Source organism: Micromonospora rosaria, from assembly GCF_001567585.1.
GTDB lineage: Bacteria > Actinomycetota > Actinomycetes > Mycobacteriales > Micromonosporaceae > Micromonospora > Micromonospora rosaria.
Window position 1 is genome coordinate 1 of sequence record NZ_LRQV01000138.1, and the last position, 18,496, is coordinate 18,496.

The window sequence follows — 18,496 nt, forward strand, 5'->3', positions numbered from 1 at the left end:
TAGACAAGTCGGTTCGCCTGGTCAGACTGGCCGTGTTTTGCCATCGCTGGCAGCGTGCTTTCCAAGGCCGCGCGATCGGGCTGAGGTGGTCGCAGATGGTTGTCGGGGGCTTACACGGTGACGCCCTCGACAACCATTACCATGCGCCGGAGTCCAGGCGGGCTCCGCGACATCTACCAGGCGGGCATCTACTTCCTGCGCAGAATTTGCGATCCCTCCAGGGTTGTACCTCTTTCTGGACCTGGAGCCGGAGGATCGTTGCGATCCTTTCAGGGGTGATGAGCGACAAGCAGGTTGGGCGGTGGGTCGCGATGTTATCGAGGGCGAACTCCCTCCCACGCTTAGCAACAGTTTCTATGCCCGCTGGGTTGGGCTGTGGATGGCGATCAAAATATGGCCAGACGCCATCCTGCCGAAGCCGCCCGTTTCTATGCCCGCTGGGTTGGGCTGTGGATGGCGATACACCACCCGGCAGAAGATCATGCAGGGCAGCCCGGCATGGCGTTTCTATGCCCGCTGGGTTGGGCTGTGGATGGCGATTCCGGTCCTCGGTTTCACGCCGGACGCCTTCCGTGCGTTCGTGAAGTTTCTATGCCCGCTGGGTTGGGCTGTGGATGGCGATGCTACCCGAAAATCGGTGGGACTGACGTGCTGGGATGGAGATCGTCGCGCGGACCGTGGCGAAGAGGTGCTGTGGCGGGTGTGGTCCAGGTCGCAGGCGTTGGGAGATGCTGGCTTGACTTGCGAGAAGAGGTTTGCGCGCATCTGTGCTCCTGCGGGGATCGCTGGGTGAGTCCGGGTTCAGGTGTTTCGTCCAACTACATAAGGAAGTGGTGAGTGCGGCGGTCACACTATCCAGAAGTCGACCCGTTCCTCGATGGTGCGGCGGCCGTAGATGATCCGTTGGCCGAGGGCTTGGGGTGTCAGTCGGTAGAGGCGTACCTGGTCGTCGTTGGGGTCTATCAGGCTGCGAAGGCGTTCCCGGAAGGCGACGGCGGTGTCGGCGTCGGGTAGCTCGACCTCGAAGACGGACAGTTGCACCCGTGGGCCGTACCCGGAGAGGAACATCGCCAGGTCGGCGCGGCGGTCGTCGTCGGCGATGTCGTAGGCGACCACGTAGCAGACCCGGCTCATCGCCACACCACCGGCCGGTACTCCGGCCTGCGGCTCGATAGGACGGCGGCGAGCGTCCGTGCCTGCGCCAGGAGCACGTGTCGCCAGGGGATTCGTCGCTGCTCGACCGGGTGGTGCACCAGGGTCAGCATGCGCCGTTCGTATGCGTCGAGGAATGCCCGGCGACCGTGGTCGTCGAGCCGGCAGCCTCGGTCGTCGGTGAGGGTGAAGTTCTTCGGGGTGACCTGGCCGGTGCGGACCAGGCGGATCACCGTGGCGTCGACGACCACGGGGCGCAGCTCCTCGATGAGGTCCAGGGCGAGGGACGGGCGGTTGCGACGTGGCGAGTGGAGCATGCCCAGGTAGGGGTCGAGGCCGGCGAGTTGGCATGCGGTCAGGGCCTCGTTGGTGAGTAGCGTGTAGCCGAAGGAGAGCATCGCGTTGACCGGATCGGGTGGCGGGCGGCGCTGCCGCGTGGTGAACCCCCATTCTGGTCCGAGGATCTGCGAGAGGCCGGCGAAGTAGTCACGGGTGGCCGATCCTTCGTATCCCATCAGCTCGGCGGTGCTGTCCGCGATGAGCGCGGATTGCCGTGCCGTTGCGAGCCGCGCTTGCCGGTCGGCCAGTTCCGGTGCCTGCTGGGCGCGGGCGGCGCGCAGCAGGCCCACCCGCATGTTCGTCACCTTGCCGGCCACCAGTTGGCGGGCGATGCGTAAGGCTTGCCGGGCGTCGTCGGCCGCCCGGTACTGTGCCAGCCGTACTTCGGGGTCTGTGCCGTCGAGACCAGAGACCCGGGCGGCGTGTCGGCCGTCTTCGTACAGCCAGGCCAGCTCGATGCCGCGCTCGACGATCCGCTGGAGCAGCGTGGAGGTGACGCCCACCCGGCCGAAGCACACGATCTGGCGGACCCGTTTGAGGTTCACGTTGGCGAGCAGACGATCACCGTCCTCCACCCGCAACCGCTCACCCTTGACCCGGAGCAGGGCACCCTGCGTGGTGACGAAAACGGTGCCCTGCAACGGTTTTGCCTGCAGGTCGGCGGTGGGACCTGAGCTGGCGGTGACGACCTGCCCGCAGAACGGCACCCCCTCGTCGAAGGCGATCACCTGCCGGTCGTCGGTGTTGAGCCGCAGACTGAGTGCCTCAGCCTCGGCGTCGGCGAGGTCGAGGACCCGCAGCCCGGTCGGGCGGTCGGGGACGGAGATCGCGATGTCGTCGCCGTAGCGGACCACTCGATGACCGTGCCGCATCAGAGCACGGTCGAACGTGTCCAGGTAGAGATTCGCCAGCAGCGGTGACAGGCTGCCGCCTTGGTGTAGGCCCCGCCCACCGCTGGCCCGCTCACCCGTCACCGGCCTACCGACCAGCCGCTCCACGAGCGCTACCAGCTCCGCATCCGACACGAGCTCCCGCAGCCGGCGCAAGAGCGGCCATCGGGGAATGCTGTCGAAGCAGTCGTCGATGTCGCAGCGGACGACGAACGCCAACCCCGACTCGCGGGCCTCCGCCAACGCGCGTACAGCGTCTCTGACCCCGAGCCCTCGACGGTAGGCGAAGCTCCATGGCGACAGCGTCGGATCGACCACCGGATCGAGTACGTCCAACACGGCCCGCTCCACGATGCGGTCCTCGATCGCACCGATCGCCAGCGAGCGGATGCCGCCGTCCGGCTTCGGAATCGAGACACGCGTCATCGGCTGGGGCGAGTACCGGCCACTCGCCAGTTTCTGCGCCAGGTCGTTCAGCCGAGCAAGAGCCCGGGACTCGAACGCTACGACTGCGCTGCTTGGCTGCCCGTCGTCGTAAGCGTTCTCCCGTACCTCTTCCCATGCCCGCAGCAGTGCCTCATCAGTCACCGCCCGCGCCAACAACGCGCCCAATAGCCACCCCTTCCCAAAATCGATCCCAACGGGTGCTCCGATGTCCGCTTGAGTGGGCTGTGGATGCCGACGAGCCGGAGGGAGCAGCCGGCGGGATACGACAAGCTCTGGACTTTCTACGCCCGCTGGGTTGGGCTGTGGATGGCAATGGTCTCCTATTTTATCGCCACACACTCCGCGCCAAAGTTTCTATGCCCGCTGGGTTGGGCTGTGGATGGCAATATGTACGTCCTGATCTGCCGTTCAATCCGAGCGCAGAAGTTTCTATGCCCGCTGGGTTGGGCTGTGGATGGCAATTTTCGCAAAATATTCAAAGAGATCCGCTTACGAACCGAGTTTCTATGCCCGCTGGGTTGGGCTGTGGATGGCAATACAACGTGCCACTCGGTTGGGCGGCAGGAGCGGCTGGTATGTGTTTCTATGCCCGCTGGGTTGGGCTGTGGATGGCAATTCCTCGTTGATCACAAGAACGATCTCCACGATGAACTTTAGTTTCTATGCCCGCTGGGTTGGGCTGTGGATGGCAATGACAGCAAGAACCAGGCCGGTCCAGTCCTGACCTGTTTCTATGCCCGCTGGGTTGGGCTGTGGATGGCAATTTTGCGTTCAACAACGACGCCAACTATGGCGTAGCCATGTTTCTATGCCCGCTGGGTTGGGCTGTGGATGGCAATCCTACCCGAAAACGGTGGGTCTTGAGCTGCTGGAACAGAGATCGTAGCGCGCACCTCGTGAAGTTCTCCTTCGAGGGCGGTGTGACCTAGGCCATGATGGTGGTGAATGTGGGCTTTGACGTGCGTAAACAGGGCGGCGCGCACCTCGGCTTCTGGCGGTCACTTCTGGGTAGTCCGGTTTCGGTGGGTTTAGGTTCGATGGTCGAGGGCTTCGATGCCTGTATCGGTCATGGTGTCAGGAGAGCGACGGCGCCGAGTCCGTGGGTGGTGCCGTGTCCGATGCCGGCGAGAGTGGCGAAGCCGTTGAGGGTGGCGAAGAGTCGGGTCACGGTGGGCGAGGCGGTGCGGGGCAGGCCGAGGGAGATCGTGCCGACGAAGCCGGCAGTGGTGGTGTTGTGCCACTGGTACGCCTCGGTGTGGATGTCGTGGGCGTAGAGCAGCGCGCTTCGGCTGAGGTCCCGTACGTCGTCGTCGGTGGCCTGTCCGCCTGCGGAGCGGAAGCGTCGGGCGAGCGTCGAGTAGATGAGGTATGGGTCTGGTAGGGGGTAGTCCCGCCCGTGTTGGCGGAACTTGGCGGGCGTGGTGACCGCCAGCCGTACCCGCCGTCCGGGAGTGACGTCGGCGAGGTGTTCCAGCGGGGTGCGCCGCATCTGTGCTCCGGTGACGTCGTACTTGCGAGAGCCGAGCCGGAGTTGCTCGGGGAGGACGGTGACCGGGGGTGGGGTGTCGGGCAGCCAGGTGAGGGTCACCCCGAGGCACGTGGCGGCGGGGCCGAGCAGCCGGGCGGTGAAGGGCTTGTCGTCGGCGTGGTGCGCCTCGTTGGGTCCCTCGAAGATCCGGCAGGCGAGCGCGTGCAGATGGTCGTGGTACGGCTGCGCGCCGAGGTCCACCGGCGCTGCGAGACCGAGGGTCCACTGCGTTGGCATGCTGTGTCAGCCTTCCAGGAAGTCGTCCAGCGGACGAACGTGTCGATCTCGCTTCTCGTCACGCATCGAAGTCGAACCACTTGTTTAACAGTCCGTCGACGGTTTCCTGGTCGGGTCGGGTCACCCGTTGTGTTCTGCGGTGCTGTGGTGAGCGTCCGTCGTCGACGCGGGTGTCGCGTATCCGGAGGAAGACGTTGGCGGGGAGCCACTCGGAGTAGAAGGCGAGTGACCGTAGGTTCCAGCCGTCGCGGTCGCGGTATACCCGCAGCCAGAGGGGTGAGGCGCGTCGTACCGGTGTCTGAGGGGCGGAAGGCGAGGTCCGCCGGGCGAGCAGGCGTGGATTGGGTCGTGGCGGGCCGGGTGCCGCGACGGCGGGGATGGGCCCCGCGGTGCTGTCCAGGAGGGGTTCGATCACTGCGGACCGACGATCCTTCTTCTCTTTGGTCGGGATGTTGTAGGAGATGGGGAGGCCGAGCGCGGCGATGGTCGCCGGGTGAGCTTCGATCTGATCGCCGTCGAAGAAGCGCCTGACGATGTTCTTGAATTCGGGGTCGTGCTTGGCGGGGTCGCTGCGGTGTACGTGGTGCAGGCGGAACTGGCGCAGCCGTTCACCGAGTCGGGTCAGTGCGGTTGCCGGGCCGCCGGTGGCTGGGGCGAGTGGCTGTGACCGGGTCCGGTACCACTTCTGGTCGCCGAAGCGGGGGTAGGTGGGCCGCGTGGTGGCGTCGACCGGGGCGGCGGGTGTGACGGAGAGGTCGGTGAGGGCGTCGCCGACCGCGGTGAGGACGTCGGGCAGGGCGGCCGGGTCGTTCAGCCAGGGGGACAAGCCGGTAGTTCGGCGCTGGTGAGCGTGGTGGTGCCGAATCCGCGGCGGACGCGGGCGCCGATCCCGCCGAAGGTGGTCAGGGCCCAGAGCGAGGCCAGCAGGAGGGTCTGGTGTGCGGGGCCGCCGAGGTTGCGGACCCGGAGGGGCAGGGTGGTGCCGGCGGCGAGGAAGGGCCGACTGAGGCGTTTGGTCTTGCCGTTGTAGAGGCCCTGACCGAGCAAGTAGCGCAGGTGTTGGCCGTCCGGGCCAGCGGGCAGCCAGATGCGGGCGTCCTCGGGTGCGTGGTAGGTGACGGGTCGGGTCGCACGGAACAGGACACGGGACGGTCCGCCCTCGTCGTCGCCGGCGGCGGCGCCGAACACGGCGGTTTCGGCGCGGGTGAGAGCGGCCAGGTCTGATCCGAGGTGTGCGCCGACGAGGGCGCGCAGCCAGTATCGGAGTACGCCGCGGAGGCTGGCGACGGGGAAGGGCGCCGGGCCGTGGGTGGCGGGTTGGCCGACGAACGCGGGTGTCTCGAACGTCAGTTCCAGGTCGTGCCAGCGCGGTGGGTTCGTGGGCATCGGGTCACCTCCGTGTGGTCCAGGCGAGGTGGGCCAGGGGAGCGGTGTAGGGCTGGTCGTCCCAGAGGATCTGGCTGAAGACGCCGGCGGCGTAGCACCAGGCGGCGGCGAGGGCGAACACGTAGCCGGGGGCGATGGTGCCGGGTGGGCAGCCGGTGGCGGACCAGAGGCAGTCGAGGCGGCCGGTGGTCGAGGCGGTTTCGGACAGGGCGGGGGTGAGCCAGCGCAGGGCGGTGGCGCCGACGAGGGTGGCGTGCACGGCGCCGAGGGCGGCGACGGCTCCCACCCGGCGTAGAAGCAGCCTGCTGCGGTGTACGCCGTGGTTGACCGCTTCGACCACGAGGTAGCCGGTGGCCAGGGCGGCGAGGACTGTGGTGGCGCCGAGAGCGCGGGTGCCGTCCAGGTTGCTCCACCAGTCGGGGTGCAGGGCGGTCAGGGCGACCACTCCGAGCATGGCACTGGCGGGCTGGCGGAGTAGCCACGGCCAGGAGGCGCCTGGTTCGCGTACCGCCGCTGTGATGACTGCCGCGTAGCCGGCACCGGCGGCGGCGGTTGCGGCGGTGACCAGGCCGGCAGCCTGGTGCGGCCACCAGCGCGCGGCTCCGGCGGTGAGCAGGAGCAGGGCGGCGAGGAAGGCGGCGCCGGCGAGGACGGTGGCCACGCGTGCGGTCCGGTCGGACAGGCGCCAGGCCACCTGCCAGGCGGTGCCGACGGAGAACCGGGGCAGCAGGTGCGCGCGGACGCAGTGCCGCCACACCCCGGCGTCCACCGGGTCTCCGGTGATCGGGTGCCCGGTGTCGAGCCGGCGGGGATTGACCGGGACGGTGACCAGGTCACGGGCGTCGGTTTCGGTGCTGATGTCCTGGTGCAGCAGTGAGTGGTCGTCGGCGGTGTCCAGGACGTCGAGCCAGTCCTGCCGTGCCTGCCGGGCTCGGGTGACGAGGTCGGGGGTGGCGGGCCGGTCGTCACGGCGTAATCCGCAGCCGACGGGGTCGCGGAAGGGCAGGCTGGTCAGCAGCCAGCGGGTCCGGGCCAGGTAGGCGGCGCCGGTGCGCTGGCCGCGTGGGGCGACGCCGGTGAGTCGTTCGGTGGAGGCCAGCCGCCACCATGCCTCGTAGAGGTCGACGGCGAGCAGCCAGGTGGGGCGGTGACGCAGCCGGGGCAGCACGTCGTGGAGGACGGTCCGGGGGTGGTAGGCGAACAGGTAGAACAGGTTCCGGTCGTCGAGCGCGTGCAGCAGGGTCTCCAGCCGGGCGGCCCGGCCGGTCAGGGGAGCGGCGCCGATCGTGTCCCAGTCGGGGTGGTTGGTGAGGGCGGTGACGGCGTCGGTGTCGGGGTCGGCCCGGCGGTCGGTGCGGTGCGGGTCGTCGGACGCGGACAGGGATACCAGGTCGGCAGCGAGGGCCACCCAGGGGGTGGCGACGGTGGGCACCGGGTCAGCCGCCCTCGTCGGAGCGGGCGACGGGTGCCGAGCCGAGCAGGGCCAGGTATGCCTCGCCGAAGCCGTTGAGGCGGGGCGTGCCGGTCGTGTCGTCCCAGGCCGCGCCGTGTGCGGTGACCTCGTGTATGGGCGGTCGTCCGCCGCGAGCGACGGTGGTGACCTCGTCGCGGACCCAGTCGAGGTAGCCGGGGGAGAAGCGGCGCAGGCCGATCGGGACGCTCCGGGGTCGTCCCGGGAGGTCGTCGGGTAGATACCAGGCGGTCAGCTTCCCGTTGATCGAGTGGGCCAGTTCGGCCAGGGACAGCAGGTGCAGCAGGGTGGCTTTGAATCCGCCGGTGAGGTGGACCTCCACAGGTTCACCGTTGCTGGTGTCGAGGGCGGCGCGCAGGGTGCCACCGAGGCCGGCGGAGCCGGTGCGGAGCCCGTCGGGGGCGTCGGCGGCCAGGCCACGGACCCGGACCACGGTCACGGTGCCGGCGGGCAGGCCGCCGGTCAGGGTCGACCGGTGGGTTTCGGCGTAGTGGATCCGGTGCAGCTCGCCGTCGTTGGTCGGTCGGGCGAGGCGGGTCGCCACGAGCAGTGCGGCGGTCAGGCCCTGGGGGGTGTCCGAGGCGAGCAGCACCACCCGGTGCGCCTGCGGTGTGGTGGCGAGTAGCCGGTCGATGTCGGCCTTGTCGCGGCCGGCGAGGGTGGCGGTCTCGGCGGCGACCACCGGCGACCAGGTCGACACGTCGGTGTCGTCGGCGGCCTCGGCGATCGTCTGCCACCACTCGTGGACGACGGTGGGGGTGGGAATGCGATCCGCGTGCAGTCGCCGCCCGAACTCCGTCGCCTGGGCGAGGAGGTCCTGCGGGTCGGCGTGCCCGTGCCGTCCACGGGTCAGGCCGTCGATGATGGACACCCCGCAGGGCACCACGTACACGGTCACTCGGGCTGTCCTTCCGGCTCGGGGTCGGTGGCGCGCAGGTAGCCGTAGCCGGCGGCGGTCTTCGCGCCGACGCCGAGGTCGTCGGCTGCGGCGCGCAGCAGCGCGGCGGCCCGGTCGGCGAGGGGCCGGGGGCCGAGGACTGCGGCACGGAAGACGCCGCCTTCGACCGCGAGGAAGGCCACCGGCACCGGGTTGGCCCACTCGGCCGGGGGTGTGCGGCGGGTGGCGTCGCGGTAGTAGTCGCCGGCGTGTGGGGTCAGCACATGCGGGGCGGCGCGTACCGGCCCGGACCAGATCGCGTCGAGGAACGCCACCTCGCCGGGGGCGGGTTCGTCGTCCTGTGGTGCGCTGCCGAAGATGGCGTGCCGGTCCGGGTCTTCGACGGCGGTCGCGTAGGCGAGCGCGACACCCTTGAGGGTGCTGCCGCGCAGTACGGGCCAGCCGTAGGTGCCGTGCAGCGCGAGCCCGACGTTGCGAGGCCCGGACTCACCGGTGCCCGCCAGCAGGGCCGACTCCGGCTCCAGTGACACCACCCGGCTGACCACCGGTTCGCCGTCGCCGGGGGCGTCGTGGCGGCTCAGGGCGGCGAGGGCGGCGCTTCGGCGGCGGTGGACGGCGGCCGCCAACTGGTCGTCGTGGCCCAGGTTCGTGCGGACCGCCCACGCCAGGAGCGACGACTCGTCGAGGTTGCCGCCGGGGCCGAGCACGGCGCAGCGGCGCAGGACGGTGAGCGCGTTGGCCCGGGGGTGCCGGCCGGCGGCGAGGTCGACCGTCGACAGGACGCGGCCGAGTGGTCCGGCGATCTCAGCCACCGTCGCCCCCGGTCGCCGTCGCGGCGTCTGCGGCCGTGGTTTGGGCTGGCGGGTGTTCGGTGGCGCGTCGGGCGCGTTGCGTGTGCTCCTCGGCCTCGGCCAGCCGTCGCAGCCAGCCGGCGAAGGCGACCAGCCGAAGTTGGGCCCGCCCCAGGTCGGTGGCGGGTAGCGCGGCGAGCGCGCCGTACAGGTCCTGGGGGGTGCTGTCCCAGCCGACCTCGGCGGCGAGTTGAGTGACCAACGCCGTCCGGACGCTGCGGTAGGCGCGGCCCAGCGGGTCGGTGCCGGATTTCGCGGCGAACAGCGCCAGGGTGGCGGGAAGTCCGCTGGTGCGCAGGAGCGCGGGTAGGCCCTTGAGGCGGGTGAGGACCTCCGCCGGCATCGCCCCGGCGGGCGCGATGCTCGCCATCGCCTGCTCGGCCTCCCGGGCCGTGTCAAGGTCGACCCTACGCGCCGGCATCGGCACCTCCGCTGGTGAGCCGGCCCCAGACCAGGCCCTTGCCGATCGTCTCGTTCCCACCGAGGTGCAGTATCTGCCCGGTGACGAGCCCGTCGACGGTCTCCAGGGTGGCCGCGTCGGGGGCCTCCAGCAGGGACACCAATAGCGTCTCGGCGGGCAGGTACTCGGTGTGGAACGGCCCGTGCCGGACGATCTTGCGATTTTCTTCCAGCTGCACCCGTGGGGTCACCTCGGCGCAGTCGCGGGTCAGTGGTGCCAGCAGCCCGTCGGTGACCACCAGCAGGTCACGGCGTAGCTTCGCCTGGAAGTAGCCGAACTCGTCGGCGTCGGGCAGGCCCGTGTCGGCCAGCCAGCCGGCCCACTGCCGGGTGGCGTCGTCGGACTGGCAGTCGGTGACGTACGGGCCGACGACCGCCCGGGGATGCGTCCAGTCGTCGGAAGCGGCCAGCATGCTCTCTCCGGTCGGCCTCGGCACGTCCGCTCGCGGCCCCTGCCGGTCGAGCAGCCTCAGCCGCCGGTGCAACCGCCCCAGCGCCAAGGGGCTGGTCACCCAGGCGAAGGTGTCCCGCACCGTCGCAGCGGGGAACGCCACCAGGTGCGCGTCGCCCACCGACAGGCTGCCGGGCCGGGGAGAGCGGGTCTGCGGCGCACCGCCACGGCCCACGGTGCTGTCGCTGCCCGCCGCGCTGTCGCCGTCTGCTGTGACGCCGGGCGGCGGGTCACCGAACAGCACGGTGATGCGTGGGTCGGACCGCCCCCACCGGGTCCGTGCGTGGCTGCGCAGGGCTCCCTTGAGGCTCTGCCCCCAGACCACCGGCAGCCCGGTGCCGGCCTCCCGCTGGATCGGCAGATCCAGATCCCCCAGGGCACCGTCGGCCCCGGCGTGTACGGGCGACTCCGCGTACAGGAACAACAGCGCGTGGACCATTACCACCTCCCGGTGAGCGTCAAGCCGAAACCTGCGGTACGCAGCGTCTCGTCGGATTGGGCGAACGCGTGGCCGTGCCAGCGCTCCACCGCCTCGCGGGCCGCTGCCGCGTCGCCGTCGAAGTCGAGGAAGTACACGCTGCCCGCCGGGGCGGCCCACACCAATCGGCGGGCGTGCAACTCCCCGGTGCGCGGATCCGGGCGGCCCATCGCCACGGGCTGTGGCCCGCCGACGGCCGCCGCGACCAACCGGGCACCCCGCAGGTCATCGGCTGCAGGCCGCCATCCGTCGCCGAACACCGCCGGTGTGGCCAGATACAACAGCACCCGGGTGTGGACGTCCGCCGGCGCGGCCGGCAGCGGCCCCAGGTCACCGGCGTCGGTCCAGTCGTGCACCGTGGCCCGCCGTCCCTCCCCGCCCAGCGGCACCGTCTCCCGCAGCTGGTGCGGCGGCGCCGAGACGCACCCCACCGCGAACCCGAACCCGTCGAAGGAGGCATCCACCGCCGGCCGCAGGTGCTCGACGGAGTACAGCATTCCGTCCCGCGCCGTGCGCGCGTCGTCCCGAGCCAGACCGACCCGCCGCTCCCACACCCACGGCGGCCCCGCGTCGCGCGGCACCACCAGCGGATCGGCCAGGAACCGGCCCAGCGCCGACCCGTCCAGCCAGCCACCAGGCTCGCCCTGCGGCCCACCCAGCAGGTCGACCTCGTCGGACAGGTCGTGCCGTACTCCGTCCAGCCTGGTGTTTCCGGGTGTCAGCCGGCGCCAGTCCGCGTCGACGCGCACCACCACCCGGGGCATCGGAAACCACGCCCGCCACCGGCCCGACGTCCTTCTGCGTAGCACCACCGGCCCGTGCAACTCCGCCGGTACCAGCACACCGCGCTGCGCCGGGTCCACCCCCGCGCCCGGCGGGGCGCCGAACGCCGCGCCGACCGCCCCGGCGACCGTCGCCGGATGCGGCGGCACCGCCCGGCCCACCGTCTGCACACCCGCGTCGAACGCCCGGCCGTCGCGCACCGACACCGTGTCGTGCGGCTCCAGCACCAGCCACCGCCGCCCGCTCACCGGCCCTCCGCCGCCACGAACCGCGCCACCACAGCCCACCGGTATGCCGCGGCCGCCCCGTTGCCCGGATCACCGTCGCTCAGCGCCAGCAGCGCATCCGCCGCCGTGGACGCTTCCGCCTCGGTGGCCCCGTGCCGCAGCGCCAGCCGGCGGATCTCACCGCGCCGTCCCGGCGCGCTCAGCGAGGTGAACGCCCCTGCGTCACGCTCCAGGCTCTGCGCCAGTCGTCCGGACAGGCCGCCACGCATCGCCGCGACCAGCTCGTTCAACACGGCGGGGGCGCCCGTGCCCGCCGGCACGTCGGCGCCCAGCGACCACCGGCGTACCGCCCGTACCCGTTCCCCGCCCCGCCGTAGTACCGCCACCCCGAAACCCGGGCGGCCGGCCTCCTTTGCCTCGCGCAGCAGCTCCTGCACCTCGCTGATTGCCGACTGTAGGGGGCTGGAGCTGTGGAAAAACACCACCGCCGTGCTCGCGGTCGCCCGGGGAACCAGGCCCGGCCGGTCTGGCCCGCCCGCTACCGCTGCGCGGAACGCCTCGTTCCACGCCGCCGCGACCGACACCGCCGACTCCACTGGCGCGAAGCCCAGCGCGTCGTCGCCCCCTGCGTACACCAGCCGACCCAGCGTCGCCCCGTCGTCGTCCGTCTCCAGCACCGCGCGCTGCCGCCCGGCTGCGTCCACCAGCGCGCCGGACACCGCGCCGTGCCAGGCCCGCATGCCCTCCCCGGTGCGGGGTGGGGCCCCCAACCGTTCGCCCATCCGATCGGCGTCCTGCGCCAGCACCGCCAGATACGACGGCGGCGGTGGCAGAGCGGCCACCTCCAGCAGCCGCCGCAACTTCTCTGCCGCCGTCTCCACGGCCTTGGCGAACCTCGCCTGGTCACTGCGGGCCAGCGCATGCTCCACGATCAGGCCTGCCACCGACCATGTCTGCGGCAGCAGACACGCCCCCTCCACCTGGGCCAGCCACCGCTGCTCCTCGGAGGCGTCGGGGCCCGGCTGCCACCCCGGCAGGGCACCCGCCCCGAACCGCACCCCGAACCGGCGCAGCCCGCGCACCGCGTTCTGCAGTTCCCAAGCTGCCGTCCGGACCGTGGTGTCCGCCGCCGCACGGGCTGCCAGCTCCCGACGGAACGGGCCGGTCGCCACCGACCACGTCGACGGGAACCCCTCCGCCGGGTCGGCACGCTTGATTAATGCCGGCAGCGACAACCACTCCCCTCGGCGGCGCCGCACTCGCCGCATTCCTGGCAGGTGCCCCACCGCCGCCCATCGGGCGCTCACCCCGCACACCCGCTGCAGCATCCGATCGTCGTAGCCCGGAAAGGTGCGGGTGCGCTTGCGCGCCGCCAGCGCCTCCTGGGCCCGCGCCCACTGCGCCGGATACCCACCCGGCAGAGGTGGCACCACCACCCACTGCACCTGCGGGAACCCCGGGACGGCCGGCAGCGGCACCGGCGGACCTGCTGGCCACAGCGCTGTGATCCGGTCTTTCCACGCGCCGTGGACCCGTTCGACCATCAGCTGCGCCAGGTCCACCCCGGCATGCGGTTCGGTGAGCACCACCACCCGGTTCGGTAGCCCGGTCTCCCCGTCTGCCGGCAGCACCACCTCCGCCGTGCCGTCAACGGCCGTTCGCATCGCGGCCGTCAACTCCGACACCAGCCGGCTCGACGCCGCGACGTCCCCCGTCGACCGGGACTCGCCGATGAACTGCTGCACTCCGGGAATCGTGGCCACCACCAGGTCCCGGCGAAGATCCGTCGCCACGGTCACGGGCACCATCCTTACCGTCATCCGGTGGCGATAGGAAATCGGTTCCTTGCCCGACAGTGCCCTGACCTGCGGCTTCCTTGGAAATGTCGGCATGTCGACACAGTGGAACAACCATTCCATGCAGCAGCTTCGCGCCCAGAACGTTCTGCCGGCATGCAAATACCCGGACAGGGCGAGGCTTTCGTAAGCGCCGCCCATCGGCCCTACCAGAACCTCTGCGTGCGGGCCGCTGGGACACACCCGATTTTCGGCCCGGGAGTGTGGTCGACGGGGCTGATGTGCTGCGGTCGATGGGTGTCTTAGCGTCTCGGCTCGTGCGTTTCCTTCACACCTCGGACTGGCATCTGGGTCGCCATCTGCACGGTCTCAGCCTGCACGATGCGCATCAGGCGTTCATCGACCACCTCGTCGAGGTTGCTCGCGGTGAGCGGGTCGATGCGGTGCTCATCGCGGGTGACCTCTACGACCGGGCGGTGCCGCCGCCGGACGCGGTCAGTCTGTGGGACCAGGCGCAGACCCGGCTCGTGCTGGAGGCGGGGACCCAGGTGGTCGTCATCGCCGGGAACCACGATTCGCCGGCGCGGCTGGGTGTCAGCTCGCGGTTGTTGGAACGGGCCGGTGTCCACGTGCGGGTGGGGACCGGTGCGGTGGGTACGCCGGTGCTGCTGGAGGACGAGGACGTGAGGGTCGCCTGCTACCCGGTGCCGTTCCTGGAACCGGCGTCGGCGGTGGCCGACTGGGGGGTCGAGGATCGGAGTCACGCGGCGGCGCTGCGGGCCGCGATGGGTCGGGTGCGGTCGGATCTGGCGGTTCGTCCCGGGTACCGGTCGGTCGTCATGGCGCACGCCTTCGTCTCCGGTGGGCAGGGTTGTGACACCGAGCGGGACATCAGCGTGGGTGGGGTGCAGCATGTGCCCGGTGCGGTGTTCGAGGGCGTCGACTATGTGGCGCTCGGTCACCTGCATGGGCGGCAGCGTCTTGCTGACGGGTTGCGGTACAGCGGATCGCCGCTGGCGTTCAGCTTCTCCGAGGCCGCGCACGTCAAGTCGTCCTATCTGGTGGATCTCGGTGTCGACGGGCTGCGCGGTGTGGAGGAGATTCCTGCTCCGGTGCCGAGGCGGATGGCCCGGCTCATCGGCACCGTCGAGGAGTTGTTGAGCAGCCCCGCCTACAGCGCGTACGAGCAGTGTTGGGTCGAGGCGACGCTGACCGATGCGGTGCGTCCGTTGTCGCCGCATGAGCGGCTGAAGCAGCGGTTCCCGCATTTGCTGAAGCTCGTGGTGCCGAGCCTGGCCGTCGATGTGGGCGGCCGGGATCTCGCCGACCTGGATCGGCTGTCACCGGTGGAGGTGGCGCTGGACTTTGTGACCGAGGTGCGTGGTCGGCCGGCGGACGGCGACGAGGTCGCGCTGCTGCAGCGGACCTTCGACGAGCTGCGCCGGGTGGAGGTGACCGGCTGATGCGACTGCACCGGCTGACCATGACCGCGTTCGGGCCGTTCCCTCACACGGTGAGCGTCGATTTCGAGGCGCTCACGGCCGACGGCCTGTTCCTGATCCATGGGGACACGGGGGCGGGAAAGACCACGATCCTGGACGGGGTTTGTTTCGCCCTGTACGGGTCCGTACCCGGTTCGCGGGACGATGCCAAGTCGCTGCGCTCGCAGCATGCCGCCGCTGGTGTCGGCCCCCGGGTCGAACTGGACGTCACCCTGACCAACCGGCGGCTGTTGATCACCCGCAGCCCGGAGTGGGTGCGTCCCCGTAGACGCGGCAGTGGGACCACTCGGCAGACGGCCCTTGTCGAGATCGTCGAGCAGTTCCCTGGGCGGACCGAGTTCGTCACCAAGGACCATCGGGAAGCCGCCGACCTGATCAGGGCGGAGACCGGCCTTGACCTGCAGCAGTTCTGCCAGGTGATTCTGCTGCCCCAGGGCGGGTTCGCCAGGTTTCTGCAGGCGTCTGCCGATGACCGGCAGGGGCTTCTGCGGCGCCTCTTCGACATCGAGATCTTCACTCGCGCCGAGGGGTGCCTGGCGGAGCACCGGACACAACTCGGCCAGCAGGAACGCGCGGCCCTCGGCGTGATCCGCGACCTGACGCAGCGTTTCGCGGAGGTGGTCAAGGTCGAGGTGCCCGCCGATCTCGACAATCCCGACACCGTGGGTGAGCTGGACGCCTGGGCCGCCGCGCACCGGGACCGGGCCGCTGACCTGATGGAAACCCTGGCCCGCAGCGCCGCCGCGGGCACGACGGAGGAGCAGCGCCTCGACCAGGTCCGGCAGGCCGCCGCGACCCTCGCCGGGCAGCAACGGGAGTACCGGGCGGCGGTGCAGCGGCGCGACGAGCTTGCCACCCGCAAGCCAGAGCGTGACCAGTGGAAGCGCCAGCTTGACGCCGCCCGCGCGGCGGCAGCCCTGAAGCCGTACCTCGACCAGGTCGACCGCCGACAGGCCGACCTCGACCTGTGGCGCCGCACGACGATCGAACACCTCGCCTCGCTGCCCGCTGACGTGGCGGTGCTGCCGGACCGCATCGCGCCGGCTGCCCCGGACGGCGCGGAAGCCGTCGACGTGGCTGACCTCGACCTTGACGCGCTGACCCGGGCGGAGCAGACCCGCACTGCCCACCTGCACGCCGCCGAGGCCGCGATCGACAGCGAGGCGCGGCGGACCACGCTGCTGCGTCAGCGGACGGCGGTCGGCAAGACGCTTGAAGATCTGGCCAGTCGGAGCGAGAAGGTCACCGCCCGCCTGGCCGAGCTGCCGGTCGAACGGGCCGAGGTCACCGCCCGGCACGAGCAGGCCCTGGCGGTGGCCGCCGACCGGGAGGCCGCCGAGCTCCGGCTGGCCGAGGCGCAGAAGCAGGCCAAGGCGTGTAAGCGCCGCGACGACCTCACCGCACAGCTCGCGACCGCCGAGGAGGAGCGGCGTACCGCCGTCGACCGCCACCAGGCCGCCGAGGCCCGCCACCTCGACGTGCGGCAGCGTCGGTTGGCCGGCATGGCCGCGGAGCTCGCCGGTGAACTGCGGCCCGGTCGGCCCTGCGGGGTCTGTGGCTCCCCGGAACACCCCGAACCCGCGCAGGCAGCCGCCGACGCCGTTTCCGCCGACGACGAGGACCACGCCAAGACTGAGGCGGGCGAACGGCTCGACAAACGCCGCAGCGCCGAGATCACTGTCGAGAGCATCAACGCCCAGCTCAAGGAGGTCACCGAGACGGTCGGCGACCTGACCGCAGCCCAGGCGACGTCGACGGTCACCGAGGCACGCACGGCGGTCCGGGCCGCGACCGAGGCGACGAAACTGGCCGACGAACTCGGCGCCCACCTGGAGACCCTCGACGTGTTGCTGACCGATCAGCACCGCGAGGCCGCCGACATCGGCCGCGAAGAGGCGACGGCGACCGCCCAGCAGGCCGCCCTGACCGCGCAGATCACCGAACTCGACGAGACCATCGACGCCATCCGCGGCGAGGACAAGACCCTGCAGGTACGGGTGACCCGCCTGGCCGGGGAGATCGCCGACATCAAGATCGCCGCGACCAACCTGGGGGAGTGGCGACAGGCGGCACGGGAACTCACCGCCGCCCACCGGGAGGCGCAGCACCACCTGCACCTGTCGGAGTTCACCGACACCGTGGCGGCGCGGAGCGCAGCCCTGACCAACCCCGAGATCGTCGACCTGCAGGAACGCATCGACGCCTTCGACGGCGAATACCACCAGGCCGCAGGACGAGCACAGGACCCCACCCTGCTCGCCGCCGCCCACCAGCCACCACCGGACGTCGACGGCAGCGAACAGGCCTACCAGACCGCCCGACTGCGGGCCACCGAGCTGCACGCCCAGCACGGCCTCGCCGTCGAGCAACACGACCGGCTGAAGCAACTGGGCCCGGATCTGACCGACGCTCTCGCCCGGTGGAAACCCGTCCGCGCGGAGTACGAGATCGCCCACCGCCTCGCCCAACTCGTCGAGGGCAGGAGCAGCGACAGCGGTACCCGGATGACCCTGTCCACCTATGTGCTGACCCACCGGTTCCGACACGTCGTGACGGCCGCCAACACCCGACTCGGGCAGGTCACCCACAACCGCTACCTGCTGCGCCACGTCACCGAGTCGGACACCGGCCGCCGCGCCGGCCGTAACGGACTCGGCCTGTCCGTCATCGACGCCTGGACCGGGCAGGAACGCCGCCCCGCCACCCTCTCCGGCGGAGAAACCTTCCTCGTCTCTCTGTGCCTGGCTCTCGGCCTCAGCGATGTCGTGCTGGCCGAGGCCGGCGGCACCCAACTCGGCAGCCTCTTCGTCGACGAAGGATTTGGGACTCTCGATCAGGAGGCACTCGACCAGGTCCTCGACGCCCTCGACGGCCTGCGCTCCGGTGGCCGTACCGTCGGACTGGTCAGCCACGTCGCGGAACTACGCAGGCGAATTCCCTCGCGCCTCCACGTTCGCAAGACAGCCACCGGCTCAACCGTTGCCGTCGAGACCCGAGCAATCGACTGAGTTCGCTTCGTCGACGCTGTCATTCGTTTAAGCCCACCTACCAGGGCGTTTTGACTTCGGTCGGCGAAGCCACTGCCACGAGACAACGACCGACTCGTGCGCGTCGGCCCCCAGCCCCGCCACCCCCGGTGCTTGTTGGCCAGCTTGTCCCCGGGGCGATGAGTGACTGGTCGGCGAGGGTGGGCAGCCCAGTGTCGTACGAGTTTCGATCCCAGGGATTGTGAGCGACCCGAGCGCGGCACGTGGGCCGCATACGTGACGGCGACTCGTTGCGATCCCTCCAGGGGTGATGAGCGACGCAGCTTGTCCACCGGCATGGGCGGCGTCGACAGCGTGGGTTGCGATCCCTCCAGGGGTGATGACGACCTCCGCGCCGAGCTGGCCGTGCTCCGCCGGTCTGCGTTGCGATCCCTCCAGGGGTGATGAGCGACCGGGCCCTGGCGATGTGGTGCAACGCCGAGACGTGGTTGCGATCCCTTCAGGGGTCATGAGCGACCTGGTCGAAGACCGGCCTCGGGCTCACCCGCGCGGACGTGTTGCGATCCCTCCAGGGGTGATGAGCGACGGGTTCAGGCGGCGGCGGCCGGAGCCGG

At 70.7% G+C, this 18,496-nt stretch carries 14 protein-coding genes and 1 CRISPR repeat array; of the genes, 2 read left to right on the forward strand and 12 right to left on the reverse strand.

Going from position 1 to position 18,496, the window contains the following annotated elements; all coding sequences use genetic code 11:
- Window positions 1–846: 846 nt before the first annotated feature.
- From cas2 to cas10, 12 genes are all read right to left on the reverse strand, one after another.
- On the reverse strand, window positions 847–1,134 hold the full coding sequence (cas2, locus tag AWW66_RS26545) for a CRISPR-associated endonuclease Cas2 (RefSeq protein ID WP_067371745.1): 288 nt from the start codon (window positions 1,132–1,134) through the stop codon (window positions 847–849).
- Window positions 1,131–2,993 (reverse strand): CRISPR-associated endonuclease Cas1, encoded by a 1,863-nt coding sequence (gene cas1 / locus AWW66_RS33060; protein ID WP_157527971.1) that lies wholly within the window; start codon window positions 2,991–2,993, stop codon window positions 1,131–1,133. The genes cas2 and cas1 overlap by 4 nt, the downstream gene beginning before the upstream one ends.
- A 112-nt stretch (window positions 2,994–3,105) precedes the next feature.
- A CRISPR array of direct repeats spans window positions 3,106–3,667; the repeat unit is 37 nt; unit sequence GTTTCTATGCCCGCTGGGTTGGGCTGTGGATGGCAAT.
- A 227-nt stretch (window positions 3,668–3,894) separates the two neighbouring features.
- Complete coding sequence (cas6, locus tag AWW66_RS26555; protein WP_083978993.1) at window positions 3,895–4,593, reverse strand: CRISPR system precrRNA processing endoribonuclease RAMP protein Cas6; 699 nt, start codon at window positions 4,591–4,593, stop codon at window positions 3,895–3,897.
- Window positions 4,594–4,651: 58 nt separating this feature from the next.
- Window positions 4,652–5,419 (reverse strand): hypothetical protein, encoded by a 768-nt coding sequence (locus tag AWW66_RS26560; RefSeq protein WP_067371718.1) that lies wholly within the window; start codon window positions 5,417–5,419, stop codon window positions 4,652–4,654.
- Window positions 5,404–5,979, reverse strand: a complete 576-nt coding sequence (locus AWW66_RS26565) for an RAMP superfamily CRISPR-associated protein (protein WP_067371720.1) — start codon at window positions 5,977–5,979, stop codon at window positions 5,404–5,406. Before AWW66_RS26565 ends, AWW66_RS26560 begins: the two co-directional genes overlap by 16 nt.
- Window positions 5,980–5,983: 4 nt before the next feature.
- Window positions 5,984–7,411 carry a hypothetical protein gene (locus AWW66_RS26570; protein ID WP_067371723.1) on the reverse strand — a complete coding sequence of 476 codons (1,428 nt, stop codon included), beginning with the start codon at window positions 7,409–7,411 and terminating at the stop codon, window positions 5,984–5,986.
- Window positions 7,412–7,415: 4 nt separating this feature from the next.
- Window positions 7,416–8,348 (reverse strand): hypothetical protein, encoded by a 933-nt coding sequence (locus tag AWW66_RS26575; RefSeq protein WP_067371726.1) that lies wholly within the window; start codon window positions 8,346–8,348, stop codon window positions 7,416–7,418.
- Window positions 8,345–9,160: a type III-B CRISPR module RAMP protein Cmr6 gene (gene cmr6 / locus AWW66_RS26580; RefSeq protein ID WP_067371729.1), complete on the reverse strand. Its 816-nt coding sequence runs from the start codon at window positions 9,158–9,160 to the stop codon at window positions 8,345–8,347. Before cmr6 ends, AWW66_RS26575 begins: the two co-directional genes overlap by 4 nt.
- Entirely contained in the window at window positions 9,153–9,620 is a 468-nt protein-coding gene (locus tag AWW66_RS26585) for a type III-B CRISPR module-associated protein Cmr5 (RefSeq protein WP_067371732.1), read from the reverse strand. The genes cmr6 and AWW66_RS26585 overlap by 8 nt, the downstream gene beginning before the upstream one ends.
- A complete protein-coding gene (gene cmr4, locus AWW66_RS26590) occupies window positions 9,607–10,548 on the reverse strand; it encodes a type III-B CRISPR module RAMP protein Cmr4 (RefSeq protein ID WP_067371734.1) in 942 nt (313 codons plus the stop codon). Before cmr4 ends, AWW66_RS26585 begins: the two co-directional genes overlap by 14 nt.
- Window positions 10,548–11,618, reverse strand: a complete 1,071-nt coding sequence (locus AWW66_RS26595; protein WP_067371736.1) for a type III-B CRISPR module-associated Cmr3 family protein — start codon at window positions 11,616–11,618, stop codon at window positions 10,548–10,550. Before AWW66_RS26595 ends, cmr4 begins: the two co-directional genes overlap by 1 nt.
- Window positions 11,615–13,396, reverse strand: a complete 1,782-nt coding sequence (gene cas10 / locus AWW66_RS26600) for a type III-B CRISPR-associated protein Cas10/Cmr2 (protein ID WP_169807179.1) — start codon at window positions 13,394–13,396, stop codon at window positions 11,615–11,617. Before cas10 ends, AWW66_RS26595 begins: the two co-directional genes overlap by 4 nt.
- A gap of 260 nt (window positions 13,397–13,656) precedes the next feature.
- On the opposite strand from cas10, the gene AWW66_RS26605 reads away from it, so the two are divergent.
- Both AWW66_RS26605 and AWW66_RS26610 read left to right on the forward strand, forming a co-directional pair.
- Entirely contained in the window at window positions 13,657–14,856 is a 1,200-nt protein-coding gene (locus tag AWW66_RS26605) for an exonuclease SbcCD subunit D (protein ID WP_211272112.1), read from the forward strand.
- Window positions 14,856–17,903: an AAA family ATPase gene (locus tag AWW66_RS26610; RefSeq protein WP_067371742.1), complete on the forward strand. Its 3,048-nt coding sequence runs from the start codon at window positions 14,856–14,858 to the stop codon at window positions 17,901–17,903. Before AWW66_RS26605 ends, AWW66_RS26610 begins: the two co-directional genes overlap by 1 nt.
- Window positions 17,904–18,496: the final 593 nt, after the last annotated feature.